General features: G+C 69.7%; 19 protein-coding genes and 1 pseudogene. 9 read left to right on the forward strand and 11 right to left on the reverse strand.

Going from position 1 to position 15821, the window contains the following annotated elements; translation table 11 throughout:
• Positions 1–2: 2 nt before the first annotated feature.
• A complete protein-coding gene (locus ACIBLA_RS25020; protein ID WP_399199932.1) occupies positions 3–1427 on the forward strand; it encodes an FAD-binding oxidoreductase in 1425 nt (474 codons plus the stop codon).
• Between the two features lie 81 nt (positions 1428–1508).
• Here the strand turns inward: ACIBLA_RS25020 and ACIBLA_RS25025 are convergent, their stop codons facing one another.
• The 6 genes from ACIBLA_RS25025 to ACIBLA_RS25050 form a co-directional block, all read right to left on the reverse strand.
• Positions 1509–1826, reverse strand: coding sequence for a MazG-like family protein (locus tag ACIBLA_RS25025; RefSeq protein ID WP_363245977.1), 318 nt, complete (start codon positions 1824–1826; stop codon positions 1509–1511).
• A gap of 72 nt (positions 1827–1898) precedes the next feature.
• Complete coding sequence (locus tag ACIBLA_RS25030) at positions 1899–2714, reverse strand: endonuclease/exonuclease/phosphatase family protein (RefSeq protein ID WP_399199933.1); 816 nt, start codon at positions 2712–2714, stop codon at positions 1899–1901.
• Entirely contained in the window at positions 2711–3340 is a 630-nt protein-coding gene (gene tmk / locus ACIBLA_RS25035; protein ID WP_363245979.1) for a dTMP kinase, read from the reverse strand. Before tmk ends, ACIBLA_RS25030 begins: the two co-directional genes overlap by 4 nt.
• Positions 3337–4485 (reverse strand): radical SAM protein, encoded by a 1149-nt coding sequence (locus ACIBLA_RS25040; protein WP_363245980.1) that lies wholly within the window; start codon positions 4483–4485, stop codon positions 3337–3339. Before ACIBLA_RS25040 ends, tmk begins: the two co-directional genes overlap by 4 nt.
• Before the next feature lie 86 nt (positions 4486–4571).
• Positions 4572–4742 carry a hypothetical protein gene (locus ACIBLA_RS25045; RefSeq protein ID WP_363245981.1) on the reverse strand — a complete coding sequence of 57 codons (171 nt, stop codon included), beginning with the start codon at positions 4740–4742 and terminating at the stop codon, positions 4572–4574.
• 10 nt (positions 4743–4752) lie between these two features.
• Positions 4753–5175, reverse strand: coding sequence for an ATP-binding protein (locus ACIBLA_RS25050; RefSeq protein ID WP_399199934.1), 423 nt, complete (start codon positions 5173–5175; stop codon positions 4753–4755).
• A 300-nt stretch (positions 5176–5475) separates the two neighbouring features.
• Between ACIBLA_RS25050 and ACIBLA_RS25055 the strand changes: the two genes are divergently transcribed.
• Both ACIBLA_RS25055 and ACIBLA_RS25060 read left to right on the forward strand, forming a co-directional pair.
• On the forward strand, positions 5476–6663 hold the full coding sequence (locus tag ACIBLA_RS25055; RefSeq protein WP_399199935.1) for a helix-turn-helix domain-containing protein: 1188 nt from the start codon (positions 5476–5478) through the stop codon (positions 6661–6663).
• Between the two features lie 10 nt (positions 6664–6673).
• The gene (locus ACIBLA_RS25060) at positions 6674–7147 is read left to right on the forward strand and encodes a hypothetical protein (protein ID WP_363245984.1); all 474 of its coding nucleotides are present in this window, start codon (positions 6674–6676) and stop codon (positions 7145–7147) included.
• 278 nt (positions 7148–7425) lie between these two features.
• Here ACIBLA_RS25060 and ACIBLA_RS25065 read toward each other — a convergent pair whose 3' ends face one another.
• Positions 7426–8241 carry a hypothetical protein gene (locus ACIBLA_RS25065; RefSeq protein ID WP_399199936.1) on the reverse strand — a complete coding sequence of 272 codons (816 nt, stop codon included), beginning with the start codon at positions 8239–8241 and terminating at the stop codon, positions 7426–7428.
• 63 nt (positions 8242–8304) lie between these two features.
• On the opposite strand from ACIBLA_RS25065, the gene ACIBLA_RS25070 reads away from it, so the two are divergent.
• From ACIBLA_RS25070 to ACIBLA_RS25080, 3 genes are all read left to right on the forward strand, one after another.
• Positions 8305–8850, forward strand: a complete 546-nt coding sequence (locus ACIBLA_RS25070; protein WP_363245986.1) for a hypothetical protein — start codon at positions 8305–8307, stop codon at positions 8848–8850.
• Between the two features lie 127 nt (positions 8851–8977).
• Positions 8978–9415, forward strand: coding sequence for a hypothetical protein (locus ACIBLA_RS25075; protein WP_399199937.1), 438 nt, complete (start codon positions 8978–8980; stop codon positions 9413–9415).
• A 151-nt stretch (positions 9416–9566) separates the two neighbouring features.
• A complete protein-coding gene (locus tag ACIBLA_RS25080) occupies positions 9567–10019 on the forward strand; it encodes a hypothetical protein (protein ID WP_363245988.1) in 453 nt (150 codons plus the stop codon).
• On the opposite strand, the gene ACIBLA_RS25085 is transcribed toward ACIBLA_RS25080, so the two are convergent.
• From ACIBLA_RS25085 to ACIBLA_RS25095, 3 genes are all read right to left on the reverse strand, one after another.
• Positions 9985–10845, reverse strand: coding sequence for a terminase (locus ACIBLA_RS25085; RefSeq protein ID WP_399199938.1), 861 nt, complete (start codon positions 10843–10845; stop codon positions 9985–9987). The genes ACIBLA_RS25080 and ACIBLA_RS25085 overlap by 35 nt on opposite strands.
• 335 nt (positions 10846–11180) lie before the next feature.
• Positions 11181–11462, reverse strand: a complete 282-nt coding sequence (locus tag ACIBLA_RS25090) for a DUF2637 domain-containing protein (protein WP_399199939.1) — start codon at positions 11460–11462, stop codon at positions 11181–11183.
• Positions 11463–11596: 134 nt separating this feature from the next.
• A complete protein-coding gene (locus ACIBLA_RS25095; protein WP_399199940.1) occupies positions 11597–12223 on the reverse strand; it encodes a DUF6416 domain-containing protein in 627 nt (208 codons plus the stop codon).
• A gap of 328 nt (positions 12224–12551) precedes the next feature.
• On the opposite strand from ACIBLA_RS25095, the pseudogene ACIBLA_RS25100 reads away from it, so the two are divergent.
• Positions 12552–12911, forward strand: a pseudogene (locus ACIBLA_RS25100) (FAD-linked oxidase C-terminal domain-containing protein); the annotation flags it as partial.
• A gap of 152 nt (positions 12912–13063) precedes the next feature.
• Entirely contained in the window at positions 13064–13444 is a 381-nt protein-coding gene (locus ACIBLA_RS25105) for a VOC family protein (protein WP_399199941.1), read from the forward strand.
• 41 nt (positions 13445–13485) lie between these two features.
• Here ACIBLA_RS25105 and ACIBLA_RS25110 read toward each other — a convergent pair whose 3' ends face one another.
• The gene (locus ACIBLA_RS25110; protein ID WP_399199942.1) at positions 13486–13962 is read right to left on the reverse strand and encodes an SsgA family sporulation/cell division regulator; all 477 of its coding nucleotides are present in this window, start codon (positions 13960–13962) and stop codon (positions 13486–13488) included.
• 232 nt (positions 13963–14194) lie between these two features.
• Between ACIBLA_RS25110 and ACIBLA_RS25115 the strand changes: the two genes are divergently transcribed.
• Complete coding sequence (locus tag ACIBLA_RS25115) at positions 14195–15724, forward strand: RDD family protein (protein WP_399199943.1); 1530 nt, start codon at positions 14195–14197, stop codon at positions 15722–15724.
• Positions 15725–15821: the final 97 nt, after the last annotated feature.

Here is a 15821-nt window from a genome sequence, read left to right on the forward strand (position 1 = left end):
TCATGGATGATCTCGTCGCGGCCGCGTCCCCCACCTCCCCCGCCCCCGCTCCCGTCGCCACGGAAGACCTGCTCACCCAGCTGCGAGCCGGTCTGCCCGCCGAAGCCCTGATCACCGACCCGGACATCACGGCCTCCTACGCGAACGACATGGCGAGCTTCTGCGAGGCGGGCTCCCCGGCGGTCGTCGTACTGCCGCAGACCGTCGAGCAGGTCCAGCACGTGATGCGCACCGCGACGGCCCTGCGCGTGCCCGTGGTGCCGCAGGGGGCGCGTACGGGCCTGTCGGGCGCCGCCAACGCCTCCGACGGCTGCATCGTGCTGTCCCTCGTCAAGATGGACCAGATCCTGGAGATCAGCCCTGTCGACCGGATCGCGGTCGTCGAGCCCGGCGTCGTCAACGCGGTGCTCTCCCGCGCCGTCGGCGAACACGGTCTGTACTACCCGCCGGACCCCTCCAGCTGGGAGACCTGCACCATCGGCGGCAACATCGGCACCGCGTCCGGCGGACTGTGCTGTGTGAAGTACGGCGTGACCGCCGAGTACGTCCTCGGTCTGGACGTCGTCCTCGCCGACGGCCGCCTCCTGACCACCGGCCGCCGTACGGCCAAGGGAGTCGCCGGATACGACCTCACCCGGCTGTTCGTCGGCTCGGAGGGCAGCCTCGGCATCGTCGTCAAGGCCGTCCTCGCGCTGAAGCCCGCGCCTCCCCAACAGCTGGTCCTGGCGGCCGAGTTCGCCTCCGCGTCGGCCGCCTGCGACGCCATCTGCCAGATCATGGAGCGCGGCCACACCCCGTCCCTGCTGGAACTGATGGACCGCACCACCGTCCGCGCCGTCAACTCGCTGGCGAACATGGGCCTTCCCGAGACCACCGAGGCGCTGCTGCTCTGCGCCTTCGACACCGCCGACCCGGCGGCCGACCTCGCCGCCGTCGGTGAACTCTGCACGGCGGCCGGCGCCACCGAGGTCGTCCCCGCCGACGACGCTGCCGAGTCCGAACTGCTGCTCCAGGCACGGCGGCTGGCGCTCGTCGCGCTGGAGGCGGTCAAGGGCACCACGATGATCGACGACGTGTGCGTCCCGCGCTCGCGGCTCGGCGAGGTCCTTGAGGGCATCGACCGCATCGCCGTGAAGTACGACCTCACGATCGGCGTCTGCGCCCACGCGGGCGACGGCAACACCCACCCGACCGTCTGCTTCGACGCCTCGGACCCGGACGAGTCCCGGCGTGCCCGTGAGTCGTTCGACGAGATCATGGCGCTGGGGCTGGAGTTGGGCGGCACCATCACCGGTGAGCACGGCGTGGGCGTCCTGAAGAAGGAGTGGCTCGCCCGCGAACTGGGCCCGGTTGGCATGGAGTTGCAGCGCGGCATCAAGAAGGCGTTCGACCCGCTGGGCATTCTCAACCCGGGCAAGGTTTTCTGACGGCTGCTGACGTTCTTCAAGTCCGGAGACACCGCCGCCCGCCGCGCTCGGGGCGTGGCGGGCGGGTGGGGCGTGGGGGAGTCAGCAGCGGAGGGATCGCTCGGCGATGTTGTCGAGACGCTCGGCGAACACCTTGTCGGCGTCGGGGGTGATCGTCTTAAGCGCGACCATGCTCGTCAAGATGACGTCGCAGAGTTCCTTTTGTACGTCTTCCCAGGTGTGGCTGTTGCCCTTGCGGGGGTTGGAGCCGGTGACGCCGTGGATCGCTTCGGCGACTTCGCCGGCCTCTTCGGTGATCTTGAGTACGCGCAGCAGGCGGGCGGTTTCCGGGGTTGCTGCGCTCGCGGCGTCGAGCCATTCGACGAGCCGGCCGATGGTGTCCCAGGTGGTGTCTTCCATACGCGCTGCTCCGAGTTCCGGCGAGCGGCCCGGGAACCCCCTACCCGGGCGCTCTGGTGGCTGTGCCGGGGCCTAGAAGAGGGTCTCTGGCTCCGGTGTGGCGGTTGGGTCGGAGACTAGCAACGGTTGCAGGGGAGTTACGGCGAGTTGCAGAGAGAGGGCGGAGTGGTCGGTTAGGCGTGCGGTGCGCGGCTCGTGTACGTAGTCGCACGCGATGACCTTGTCGGCGAGTGCGGTCGAGGCGAACGCGTGGTCGTAACGGTAGCCGTCGCCGGTCCGGCCTACCCATGAGTAGTCGGCGGCTGTGGGGCGCAGCAGCCGGAAGGCGTCGCGGTATCCGGCGTCGCCGAGCCAGTTGTAGAACTCGTACTCGAAGGGTTGGAAGAAACGGTAATGCGGGTCATGGGTGGGCTCAAGGATGTTGAAGTCGCCCAGGACGAGGCGCGCGGCCGGTACGGTGCCGGGTGGGATGGTGGCGCGGCAGGCGTCGAGGAACCGGCGCTTTCGCTCGGTCTTGGCGGGGGTCGCGTCGCGTGAGGGGACGTACAGGCCGATGACGTCGAGCGGGCCCCCTGTGGTCTTGATGGTGGCGGCGGTCGCCCGGTGCGGCAGGTAGTCGACGGCGCAGGGGGCGGGCCCGTCGAGCGGTAGTCGGCTTACGATCATTGCGCCGCGCTCGCCGGCCCCGGGCGTGGGGAAGCTGACCGCGTATCCGGCGGCGGTGAAGCGTTCGGCGAGGAAGTCGCAGCCCTTGCTCGCGACGGTCTCTGTCAGGACGAGGACGCGTTCGGGGCGGTCGGCGAGCCACGGCAGTTGGAGCCCGGCCCGTTCGCGGCTGGGGTTGTTGAGATTGAACGTCAGCACGCCGAGCGGTTCGGGTGTGGTCACGGGGTGCCCCCGGTTCGTAGTGCGGTGACTTGGGCCGTGATGATACGGGCGAGCTCGTCGGGGGCGGTGCTCGTCGCGTCGAGTACGAGTGTGCGGAATCCGGCGGCGGCGAGGGTCTCGACCGCTTCGGCGAACAGGACGACTTCGGTACGGCTGCTGTCGGGTAGCCGCTCGTATCTGCTGTGCGTTCCGCGGTCGGTGAGCCGACGGGCTATGACGTCGGGGTCGGCGGTGAGGATCACGGAGAGGTCGGGCTGGTCTGCGTGGCGGTTGATCTCCCACACCGTGTCGGTGCTCAGGCTGTCGATGCGTTGTAGAACAAGTGACGAGGCGATGAACCGGTCGCATAGGACGACGTCGCCGCGGTCGAGGGCGGGGCGTATCTCGGTGGTGAGGTGTTGGTATCGGTCGGCGGCGATCAGGTGGGCCATAGCCAGGCCGCGATAGGTGTCGGTGCCATGGCGGGCGAGGTTGCCGAGCGGGGTATCGGTGGGCTCGCGGGTGGCGTGCACGGGGACGTCGAGGGCGCCGAGCTGCTCGGCGACGGCGGCCGTCACCGTGGACTTACCGGCGCCGCCGGGGCCGTCCACGGTGACGAACACGCCTTCATGCTGGGGCTCGGTCACGCGGTGACCACCGGGAGCAGACGGCGGCCGGCGGTGGTGACCGGGCAGACTTCGGCGTCCACGGTGCCGATACGCTCGCCGGCGGCGACGACTGCGGCGGGGCATCCCTTGCCGCAGCCGTCGGCCATGGCGCACGAGCGGCAGCTGTCGTTGTCGCCGAGCTTGTAGCGGTCGTGGAACTTGTAGGCGTCGAGCCGCTCGGCGAGGTCGGCGTCGCGGAAGATGTTGCCGACGATGAACTCAGTGTCGGGGTGCTGGGATTGCGGGGTTCGCGCGGCGAATACGAGGTAGGGGCAGACGGTCACCTCTCCGGGGGTGAACACGTAGATGATGGTTCCCGCTTCGCATCCGGCGAGGGGCTTGTCGTCGTTGGGGAATCGGATGTGCACCATGTCGAGGTCGTCGCCGTCGAACGGCGCGGTTAAGGCGTGGACGCGGCGCATGTGCTCTTCGGGGCTCGCCAGTTTGCGTTGGGCCTTGACGCCGCGGCCCATGCTCGACAAGGGGTTCATGAGCACGTACCGGGCGCCCTGTTCCTTGGCGAACGTGCAGAGCTGCGCGTACTCCTCGTCTTCGGCGAGGCTGTTCGGCGTGCACAGCAGCCCCTGCAGGATGCCGACGGCGGCGAACTTCTTCACGGTCGCCACGGTCGTATAGAACGACTCGCGGTTGCCGCGGAACTTGCCGTGTGAGTTCGCGGCGAACCCGTCGAGACTCACGTTCATGTGTACGCCCTGCCGGGCAAGGGCGGCGATCTCCTCGTCGGTGGCCGTGGTGGCGTTTGTGCAGACGCCCACGCCCATACCGGCCGTGCGGAACGCATCGACGACGTCGAGGAATTCGGGGTGTGCGAACGGCTCGCCGCCGGTGAGCGTTACGCGGGTGACGCGGGCCTCCGCGAGGCGCGGTACGACCTTGTCGCGGATCTCGGCGAGCGGCATCGCGTCGCCGTAGTCGCCGGCCGATACGAAGCAGTGCGCGCACTTGAGGTTGCACCGCTCGGTGATCTGGACGAGCGCCTTCCGGTGGGGGTGGGTGACCGACGTTCGGAAGTAGCAGGACGCGGTCTGTGTGTCGCTGACGATGTTCCGTGCGCTCATGTCCATGACCTCGATTCGGACTTGGGGGAGTTCCTGAACTGACATGCCGTCTCCTTTTGCTTGGGGGCGGGACGGAGCCGGAGACCGGCGTCCGGGCGGGACCCTCACGCACACCGCCCGGTCGCCGGAGATCACTGAGTCGGCCACAGGAAGAGGGCGACCACGACGACCCAGAACACGACGTAAGCGACCTGAACTGTCACCTGCCACAACCCGACCCGGGTTCGCCGCCGACGAGTGCGCCGACGCGGCGGCCGGGTGGCCTCCTTCACCGCCTCGGCCAAGCCGTCGAGCAGCATCACGGGGCCGCCTTCATCTCGGCCCAGCAGCGCTTGCGGTTCGGCCGCCGCGCGGGGCCCAACAGGTCGTAGCCCACCGGTCGGCAAGAACGTCGACCAGGACCAGGCCTCGCCCGTCGGTGTCGTCGCCGCCGGGGGTGCGCAGCATCGGCACTCGGGACGGGGCCATGTCCACGACCGCCAGGTACAGCCGGTCATCCGCCGGGCGGTCCACGATCACGCGCAGGCTGTGCCCCCGGGCGTGGTTCACGGCGTTGGTGACGAGTTCGGACATCGCCAGCGCGGCGGCTTCCGCCGTCTCGTCGCCGAGGCCCCACGCGGCGCACGCCGTGCGGACCAGGCCGCGCGCCACAGATGCCGTCTCTTTCGTGCGCTGGTGGGTCTCGCAGTAGCCCGGGTATCCCGTCGCGCGGGCTCTGTTTGCCGTCATCGTCATGGATCACGCCTTGGTCCGGGGGCGGGGGAAGCAGGCCGCCCCCCTACGGGGGGACGAGGGGCGGGCCGCCATCGCACAAGCGCCCGAACTCCCCGTGTGAGGGCGGGCGTTGCACTGACAGACAGTCAACGATCACCAGGAGTCATGCGACCATCACTCATGCGGTACCCGCATACGGATATGCGCTGAGCGGGTACGGGTAGGAGCGCGACGCCGCAGGGACTCTTAGCGTGGGGGTGCGCCGTGGATTTCCAGACAGGGCCGGTCCGGGAGGCATCCCGGACCGGGGATTACGGGCGAGTGATCGAACTCGTCCGCAACGACCGGCGGATGACGCAGACGGCCTTGGGACAGGCCCTCGGCATGAGCCAGTCCGCCGTGTCGCGTCTGGAGAAGAAGGGCACGAGCGCGTACAGCACGGACATCCTGGCGGCGGCAGCGGCGCACCTGGAGATTCCGCCGGCACTGGTGGGACTGGCCGACAGCCGACCGTTGGGGCCACAGAACGACGGTGACGACGTGAACCGACGACGATTCATCGGCGGAGCGGTGGCCGCAGCCGCAGCCCCCGCCCTGGCCGTCCTCCCTGAAACCGCAGACGCGACCGGTGGGCAGGCCGCAGTCCTCCGGCTGTCCACCACGGCGTATCGCAGACTCGACGGCACCACGCCCAGCCGGGATCTGTCGGAGGCTGTGCGCGCGCACATGCGGCTGATCCGGACCATCACGCACACCGCGACCGGCGACGCGGAGCGGGGCCGCCTGGCCGCCGTCGGCAGCGAGGCCGCGAGCTTCGCCGGGTGGCTCGCGTGGGACACGGGCGACAACGGATCGGCGCGCTCCTGGTACGGGTTGGCGGTCAAGGCGGCACGGTCGGCCGGTGACCCGCTGCTGACCGCCTACCAGGCTGGGAGTCTCGCCCAGTTCGAGGCGCACGCCGGGAACGGAGTGGAGGCCCTGAACCTCACCCGTCAGGCCCGGCGCGTACTCGGGTCCTCCCGCCCGGCCGTCGCGGATGCGTGGCTGTCGTCCGTCGAAGCTCTCGCGCATGCGGTGGCCGGTGACCGGCGCTCCGCGGACAAGGCGCTGACGGCAGCCCGCGCGGGTGCCGAGAACCTGCCCGAGGAGGCGCCGCCGTGGCCGTGGGTGTTCACCTTCACCCCGACCAAGGTCGCCGCTGCGCGGGTAGCGTGCGGGGCCCGTCTCGGCCTCGCGGATTGGGTCCTGTCCGAGGACACCGAAGCCCTCGCGACCGGCCACGACAAACAACGCGCGCTCCTGGTGCTCGACATCGCGGCCGGTCACCTCGCCGCCGGGCGCGTTGACGCCGCGTTCGCGCTCGCTTCCCGCGCGCTGGAAACCGGGCTCCGCTACCGTTCCGGCCGGACCGTGGAAAGGGCGCGCGCCGTGCGCCGGTCGCTGACCACCAGCTCACCGCCCAAGGTGGTGCGCGAGTTCGACGAGCGGTTGCACGGCGTCTATCTGTAGGAGGACAGACATGCGGGTGGGGATCACCGGTCACCGCGGACTGAGCACAGAGGTTGAGGAGCGCGTGCGGGCGCTCCTGGCCGATGCGGTGAGCGGGTACGACGCGGCGGAGTTGGTGGCGGTCTCGTGCATCGCGGACGGCCCTGATGCATGGTTCGCCGAAGCCGTGCTGTCCGCCGGCGGACGCCTTGAGGTCGTCGTCCCGGCCACCGAGTACCGCGACAGCCTGCCGGAGCGGCACCACTCCACGTACGACGCGCTGATGTCCCGCGCGAGCGACGTGCACGAGACCGGCATGACCGCGTCCGACTCCGAGGCGCACATGACAGGCTCTGAAATCCTCGTCGGGCTCGCTGACGAGCTGGTCGCCGTATGGGACGGGAAACCGGCATGGGGGCACGGCGGCACGGCGGACGTCGTGGCGTATGCCGAGCGGACCGGCGTCCCCGTCCGGGTGCTGTGGCCGGAGGGCGCCTCACGCTGACAGGCTCCCTGTACGCGGCCCGCCCCCGAGACCGCATTCGAGGGGTGGGCCGTCCGCGTGCGGGCCGGTTCGAGGCTACGGCGAGCAGACGGCGCGGGGAAACGACGCAACGCCCCCCATACGGCCATGCTCGGCCGTACAGGGGGCGGCGAGTTGCCCGATCATTGGCAGCAACGGCGCGACCGCGGTCACCAGTTGGCCGAGCGCGCCCGCCGCGGCGGACAGCACGGGGCCGAGCGCGGCCACGGTGGGCTGCAGCCCGGCGGTGAGTGCCGTGATCAGGGTTTGCAGCGGCGGGCCGAGCTGCGCGAGCGCGGGCCCGAGCGCCCCCACGGTGCGCCGCGGTGACGCCGGTTGGGCCCCATGTTGGGCACGTACGCGGCGGTGAGCGCGTCCGGGAGACCGGTTGGCACGGTGTCGCCGCCGGCGTTGAGCGCCTCGACGAGCGGCGCGGTATCGGGATGCTCGGTGAGCGGCACACGGACGCCGATCCGGTCGCGGTCTCCCTGGTAGAGGCCGTGCACGATTGCGCCCGGCTCGTGCCGCTCCAGGTGGCGCCACACGGTGGCGGTGTCGCTCCCCGGAAGCTCACGCCAGAAGGTGACGGCGACGAGGTGCCCGAATCGAAACTCCGGGGCGGCGGCGTCAGTGTGCACGGTGGTGAGCAGCGGGCGGTCCGCGATGCTCCGGTCCCACGTGACGCGCAGGAACACCCCGCCGAGCGCGACGGCGACTTCTGCGGCTTCCAGGAGGGTGTTCCCGATGCCCCCGGCGTCGACGAGCTCGTCGACGTGGGCCTGCATGGCGGTGTCCTCGACGGTGAACGTCGGCGGCTCGGAGAACAACAGGTCGGCGCTCGTGGTGGCGATATCGGCGGCGAGCGGCACGTGCAGCCGCGGGTCCGGGCGGCCCGGCTCGGCGGGGCGACGGGCCCACAGACGGCGCTGTCCGTCGAGGCGACGCGGGGCGTTGCTGTAGAGCTTGGCGAGGCGCTCGCGGTCCCCAGAGCACCACGCGTCGTCGGTGCAGATCTCGCGGAACAGGGGCGCGAACTGCTCAGGTGGCCAGGCGATGTTGGACTCAGGCAGCGGCACGGCTCACCTCACAGTTTGACTAGACGGGCTGACGAGCCGCGGAACTGGCGTACGTTTTCTCGCATGGTGGAGCGCAGCAGTAACGACTTGAGCGGGTCGGTCACGGGCCACGTAGTCCAGGCGGGGGCAGTGCATGGCGATGTGGTGCTCGACGCAGCAGCACGGGCACGGATCGAGCATGCTAGGTCGTTGAGCGCGGAGCGGCTGTCTACATACGCATCGTTTCTGGAAGTCGCGGAAGCGCTGTCCGAACAGCTGAATACGACTGCTCTGTTAGCCGAGGAATTTGTCCGACCTAAAATTTGGACCCATCGTGAGCTTTACATGCTCCGCTCCAATTTGAGCCACGACGGCGCCTCTCTCAAACGGCTCAGGCCATTCAAGTATGCCGTGCAGATGATCGGTCCCGAAAGCGCCTATGGCGTTGCCTGTTCTGTGAGCGCGGGCTTGGTTGCCTTGCATATCTCTTCGGAGATCGTTTCGGAGAAAGAAGCGGACGTGCCTCGTCGGTGGCAACGTAACCACGAGCGCTTTCGAGAGGGGTTACACGAACGGTTGTCGAGGTTTAGGGACGAAATCAGGAAAGTACGAGAGGCCCATCCTGCATAGCTGATGGGCGAGCAGGTGGCGCCATTCGTGCGCCGCGGAGTGGACGGCGTAGCGCAGGGCGTCGACGCTGTGGTCGTCGAGTGTCACGGGGTACGGTGGCTGCCTCAGCTGCTACGAAGGGGGTTGGATGGAAGCGGAGTTGGTGGCACTTGCTACCTCAGGCGCCACGGCATTGGTTCAGCAGATGGCGGTGGACTCCTGGGAGCAAGTTCGTGACCGGATGGTCTCGTTCTTCTCGCGTCGCGGTGGGGCTGAAGAAGACGTGATCGAGGGGGAGCTGGAGACCTCGCGCGGAGAGCTGGCGGCGGCGATGGAGGCTGGCGACGAGCAGACCGCCTTGGATGTCCAGGCTGAGTGGCGTACACGATTGCGGCGCACTTTGCTGGCCAATCCGGCTGCGGCTTCCGAACTGCGGGCAATGCTCGATGACTTGGCGCCCCCAAAGGGTGATCAACAAGTTGTGGATGTCCATAACACGATCAGCGGGGGCGTGCAGCACGGCCCAGTGATTCAGGCTGGCAACGTGGGCTCGCTGAGCTTCGGGACACCTTCCGGTCAGGCCTGAGCCTGGCGGTAGTGCGGGGCCCACGCCGGCGGCGGCCACGGTGCGCCGTTCTCCGGGAAGACGATGGAGGCGGTCACCAAGTGTGTTCGCGGGCAGTAGCATCGGCCGCTTCGATGGTGATCTTGTGAGTTACGCGCGTATCTTTCGCCTCATGAGTGAACAGCCGTCCATACGCAACGAGTTGAGTGGCCACGTCGGGGGCCCCGTCGTGCAGTCCGGTGCTATTCACGGCGACGTTGTGTTCACCTCGCCCGCTGCGCCGGTGGACCCGGGGGTAGCGGAGACGCAACGACGTTGGAGCGAACGGCAGCGGCGCATCCTCGATGAAGAGACGGCCAAAGAGGCAGCAGAGCAGCGCAGGTTTGAAGACTACGTCAGGGTCATTCACAAGAAGCGACGTTGGAACCTGTGGTTGCTGTTGGTTGAGAGCCTGGCCCTGGCGCTGGGGTATCTGCGCGCGTTCCCCTCGGCTGCGCTCGTTGGAGCCGTGGGCATCCTCTTTGGGTTGATCTCCCTGTTCGGCTGGGTCTACTGCTCCGTGCTCTTGTGGAGGGCCCGGAGGGGGCGGACTATCCCGGTTCCCCGGCACCGGTGGATGTGGTGAGCATGTGGCGCCACTCATGCGCCGTGGAGTGCACGACGTAGCGCAGCGCGTCGACGCTGTGGTCGTCGCGCTTGAGCGGTTTGTCCTCGCCGCGGTCGGATGCCGCGGGGTCCCATTCGTAGCCCGGTAGCTCGTCGAGCAGCCCGGTACATGAGCGGTGGATACGCAGCAGCCCGGAGTCGAGGGCGGTCGACACGGACCGGATGCCGTCGAGGACATCGTTGCGAGCCGGGGCGGTGCCGGGGTGCCGTCGTTCCACAACTGGACGGAGAACGAGGCGGCCGACGGGTCTACGAACGTCCACTCCGGGACGACGCCGAGGTCGTCGAGCCAGCGGCGCACGGTCGGCGGAATACTGCGCGTCGGTCATCTGCCGGCGCTGCGCCCGCGAGTCGTGGCGCCACTCGGCGATCACGTACAGCCGGTCGTCGTCGCCGAGCGCCAAGAGGAGGGCTGAAAATGGGTTCGTGGTGCCGTAGTCCACGCCCAGCCAGCGGCGCCGCATCGAGGGCAGCTCGTCGACGACGTGCCGCGCCTCGTCGAACATGTCATACACGGGGCCCTCGGCGACCACCCACGCCCCGTCGATCATCCGGCGACGCCACAGTCCGACGTACTCGGCCGTGAGCGCGGACACGTACGCCGTCGACGGACTCGGATTGTCGGTGAGTTGGAAGTGCCACGCGTGCAAGTCGGGTGGGGCCACGCGGTCGAGGTATCCGACTTTGAGCCAGTGGCGCGGGCTGTCCGGGTTCGTGCTCGCGAAGAGGCGGGCGCCGGGGACGGACAGGCGGGCGAGTAGCTGCGTCCAAAACGCCTCGGGCAACAGGGTTGCCTCGTCGACGTAGGCCAGTGAGGCAGTCAGCCCGCGCAGCCGTCCCTCGGCGCGGTGCGTCCGCGGCCCCGATCAGGTGCACAGTGCGGCCGAGCACGGTCGCGGTAGCGGCGCCCCGGGTGTGCCGGATGTGCCGCACCACGGGCCCGAACAGGGCGGGGTCGGCGAGCGGCTCGAACACGTTCCGCTCGATGGTCTGCACCACGATCAGACCGGACGGCGGCGCTTCCGCGACGGCGAGCAGGAACGCTAACAGGGAGGCGATGGTCTTGCCCGAACGGACCACCGCGTTAGCTCGGTGGCGACGAGCTGCGCGAGTGGCGGCGTCACGGCGATAGCGACGCCGAGCGTCGTACCGTCGCGTGCGCGATTTTGAACGCGAGCGACACGGCGGCGAAAGCGACGACCGTCGCCCAGTACGGCCACGCCGAGCACCCGCTGCGCCGAGCCATGACCACGCCGACCGTGCCGACGACGGCGCCCCCGTCGACGAGTACGGCGAACATCCACACCACGTCGGACTCGACGCCGTGCTCGACGGCGAGCGCGGCGAACGACAGGCGGAACGCCAGGAGCGCGAACCCGGCGGTAAGTGCCCCGGAGATCACCGGGGTGGTCAGGGTCGGTCGGGGAGTGGAGCCCCCGGTCGGCCCGCTTGATTGTGGGGCGCCGGTCGAGCGGCGCGGGTGGTGCTTCTAGGTTGCGTCTCGCGATGTGTCCCGTGTTGTTGCTGTGGGGCGAGTTATTGCTTCAAGGCGGCCTTGAAGATCTCGGCGACCTCGTGTTTGACAGCGTAGACCGTGCCGTTCGGGGTCTTCCACCAGCGGTACGGGTACGAGCGGTCGGTCTCCGGGCTCGCGGTGCCCATCTTGGTGAGCGCGCCCGCCATCACTTTCGCGGCGTTCTTCTTTCCCTCGGGGTCGAGGCGGAGCTCTTCTACGAGCTCGCTGTGGTTGACGAGTCGCCCGGGATGATCGAAGAGGTAGGCGAGAACGCTCTGCCCCTTCCTGTCTAGTGTCTCCCAGTAGGCGAGGGCCTTCCCGATGTCGCCGGGCTGCCATTGCGGGAGTCCGTCGTGCCCGCTGCCGCCGTCGTGGTCGTCCCACAGGGGATCGGTGTCGGCGATCCGCATGGAGGCGGGAAAGGTTCTGGCCATGGGGCGTCCGATCTTCCTGTTTCGGGTTGCGGCGTGCTCTTCGAGATCGTCACGGTCATACACCGGTCCGCTGGCGAGCACGTCGATCGGTTGGGGGGCTCTAGGGCTAGCCAAGACGCGACGCACGAGACTCTTGTCTGCGTCGTAAATGTCGGCAGCTTCCGCGATTCCGGCCAGCCTGAGCCGGTGCCCGTTGGGCTTGATGATGCTCATGAACGATACCATATAAGAGAACAGTCCACGTTGGGGACTCTTTCGCGATATCCATCCCGCGGTCTCTTCCTGCTCCTGCGCATAGTCATCGCTACGCGGCCCGCAGCGCCTCGCGCTGCTCCACCTCATCGAGGGTGCGCACGAGGTCGAGTACCGCCGGCCACTCCCAACACCCGGCGCCCGCGCGCGTCGAGGGCGACCGGGGCCGGGTACGGCTCGCCGGTGCTGCAGAGCGCCCCCACGGTCGATGTGCATCCCTTCTGGGAGCCCGACCCCTGGGCATAGCCCCAGGTCATCCTGTGCAGCTCGTGCCATAGAGCAGACATCCGACGACGTGTGCGTCCCGCGCTCGCGGCTCGGCGAGGTCCTTGAGGGCATCGACCGCATCGCCGTGAAGTACGACCTCACGATCGGCGTCTGCGCCCACGCGGGCGACGGCAACACCCACCCGACCGTCTGCTTCGACGCCTCGGACCCGGACGAGTCCCGGCGTGCCCGTGAGTCGTTCGACGAGATCATGGCGCTGGGGCTGGAGTTGGGCGGCACCATCACCGGTGAGCATGGCGTGGGCGTCCTGAAGAAGGAGTGGCTCGCCCGGGAACTGGGCCCGGTTGGCATGGAGTTGCAGCGCGGCATCAAGAAGGCGTTCGACCCGCTGGACCTCCTGAACCCCGGAAAGCTGTTCTGACCGGGTTCCGGTCCTGCCGGGCGTGGGAGTGCGGCGTACGGCCCGCGGCGTACGGCCAAGGTCCGATGGCACGGCGGGACGGGGCGGCCTACCGTCGACAGGACAGGCAGCAGGTCGCCCGCAGGCGACCGCACCTCTATCCGGGAGGTACCGTGCCCGCCCGCCTTGACCACACCATCGTCCACAGCCGCGACCGGTTCGCGTCCGCGCGCTTTCTCGCGGGGCTGATCGGGGAGCCCGAGCCCAAGGCCTTCGGGCCGTTCGCGAGTCTGCCGCTGGACGGCGGAGTCACGCTCGACTATCTCGACTCGCCCTCGGAGATCGTCAGCCAGCATCTGGCCTTCCTGGTGTCCGAGGACGAGTTCGACGAGATCTTCGCACGCATGGCGGAGCGCGAACTCCCGTACTGGGGCGGGCCGATGCACCAGAAACCGCAGCAGGTCAACCATCTCTTCGGAGGCCGCGGGGTCTATCTCGACGACCCCGACGGCCACTCGATCGAGTTCATCACCCGTACGTACGTCATCGACTGAAGAGGCGCCGGGCACCGTGCGATCCACCGTCGGCGGGGCGGTCAGGACTCACCGTCCGCGGACTCGTCGGACGGCCATGGGTCCCGCAGCCACAGATCGTCGGCGGGCATCGGGGCGAGCAGCTGGGCCAACTCCCCGTCGAGCCCCAGCCGGTCCGTCTCGGTACCGGGCGGCACCACCCGCAGCGTCCGCTCCAGCCACGCCGAGACCGCCGCCGACGGCGCCTCCAGGAGCGCGTCGCCGTCGGGGGAGGAGAGCGCCACACACAGGACGGCGCGGCCGTCGACCTTCGTGGGCCAGACCCGTACGTCTCCGTGGCCGCACGGCCGGAACACCCCTTCGATCAGCAGTTCGCGTGCGAACGTCCAGTTGACCGGGGTGTCCGAGCTGATGTGGAAGGTGATGTGCACCGCGTACGGATCCTCCGTGCGGTACGTCAGCCGGGCGGGGACGGGGATGCAGCGCTCGGGCGAGAGCACCAGATTGAGTTCCAGTTCGCGTTCCACCACTGTGTGCATGTCAGGTGCTTCCTTCCTCGTGCGACGCCCAGGGAATGGGCCGTACCGATGGAGAGCGCCGACTCCCGCCGCCATTACGCGACTTCGGGCAAGAACTTGCTCTCGCGACCTACCGTGACTCTTTCGTGACCGAATCGAGGTCCAAACGGCGGGATGGGTCCTGGGCCATGCGGTGGTCTGATAGATGTGGACCCTTGAGTTGAGCCCATCGAAGAGATACGGGACCACGGTGATGAGCGCCCCGACCTCGGCAACCGGAGACGGCAGCCCTTCCCCCGGCTACTACCCGGACCCGTCCATCCCCGGATACGTCCGGTACTGGAACGGCGGGTCCTGGGTACCCGGCACCAGCCGGCCGGCGCCGCGGGCCGGTGAGGCCATGCCGGAGCCGCCCCCCGGGGCGACGGCGGCGGCCCCGCAGCCGGCCCCTCCGCAGGCGGCCCGGCCCACTCCGGCCCCGGCGACCCCCGCGGTCGACGAGACGGGGCCGATGTTCTTCGACGAGGACCCCGCCGAGGAGCCCCGTCAGGAACCGGCCTCCGCCTGGCAGGCCGACACCCGTCGGCAGACCGGCTTCGGCGGCGAGCGCGACGCCCGCGTCTCCTGGGGCGACACACGCGACCCCCGGGTGCCCGGCCAGACGTCGGCCCCCTCGGCCGACCCCACGGGCGGCGCGCTGCCCGGCGTACGGTCCCTGGGACCCGGCACCGGAGCCGGCCGGGATGACGACGACTCACCCGCCGGGGAGGGCACGGTCGCGATCCGCGTGCCGCGCCCCGGACGCGGGGGCCCGGACCAGAGCCAGGCGCCCCGTACCGACGAGGGCGAGGCGCCCGCCGAAGGCACCGTCACCATCCGCCCGGTCGGCCCGGCAGCCGGCACCGCGCAGGGCGAACAGGCCACCGGCCGTACGGGGCAGGCCGAGGGCACCATGGCCATCCGCGCCGTGCGGCCCCGCGCCGTCGGCCCGGCGCCCGTGCCGCCGCAGACCCAGGCACCCCAGCCTCCGTCCCGGTCGATGCAGCCCCCGGCCGCGGGTCCAGTCGCCCCCGGCCCCGTCGCCCCCGGCCCCGTCGCCCCCGGCCCCGTCGCCCCCGGTCCCGGCGGCGGCTCGGCCTCCTGGGCGCAGCAGGTGCACCAACTCGCGCAGCCGCCGTCGCAGGCGCCGACCGCACCGCCCATGCCCTTGACGGGTGCCGACCCTGCCGCCGGGCAGCCGGTCGTGCCGTGGAAGCCGCCGGTCGACGACCCGTTCCTGCGGGCCGCCCAGGCCCAGGCGTCGGCCCGGCCCGCCTCGCTCGGCAAGCGGTTCGCCGCCCGGCTGATCGACAGCGTCGTCCTCCTGGGGGTCGTCGGGGCCCTCTCCGTACCTCTGGTGTCCAAGGCGCTCGCGCACATCGACGAAAAGGTCGAGGCGGCGAAGCAGACCGGCGAGACCGTCACCGTCTGGCTGATCGACGGCACGACGGCCGGCTACTTCGGCGGGGTGCTCGCCGCGCTGCTGGTCATCGGCGTCCTGTACGAGGCGCTGCCGACCGCCAAGTGGGGCCGCACACTCGGCAAGAAGCTGTGCGGTCTGGAGGTGCGGGACATCGAGTCGTTCGAGGCACCGTCCTTCGGCTCGGCGCTGCGCCGCTGGCTGGTGTACGGGGTGCTCGGGGTGCTCGTCATCGGCGTACTGAACGTGCTGTGGTGCCTCTTCGACCGGCCGTGGCGGCAGTGCTGGCACGACAAGGTGGCGCGGACGTTCGTCGCGGGCTGAGACGGGGGCCGGGACGAGGGCTGGGACGAGGCCCGAGGCGCGGGCGGCGGCTCCTCCGAACGGCCGTTGATCCGTTGCGGGCATCCACGCGGCGCGG

It is taken from the genome of Streptomyces sp. NPDC050433, from assembly GCF_044458565.1.
GTDB lineage: Bacteria > Actinomycetota > Actinomycetes > Streptomycetales > Streptomycetaceae > Streptomyces.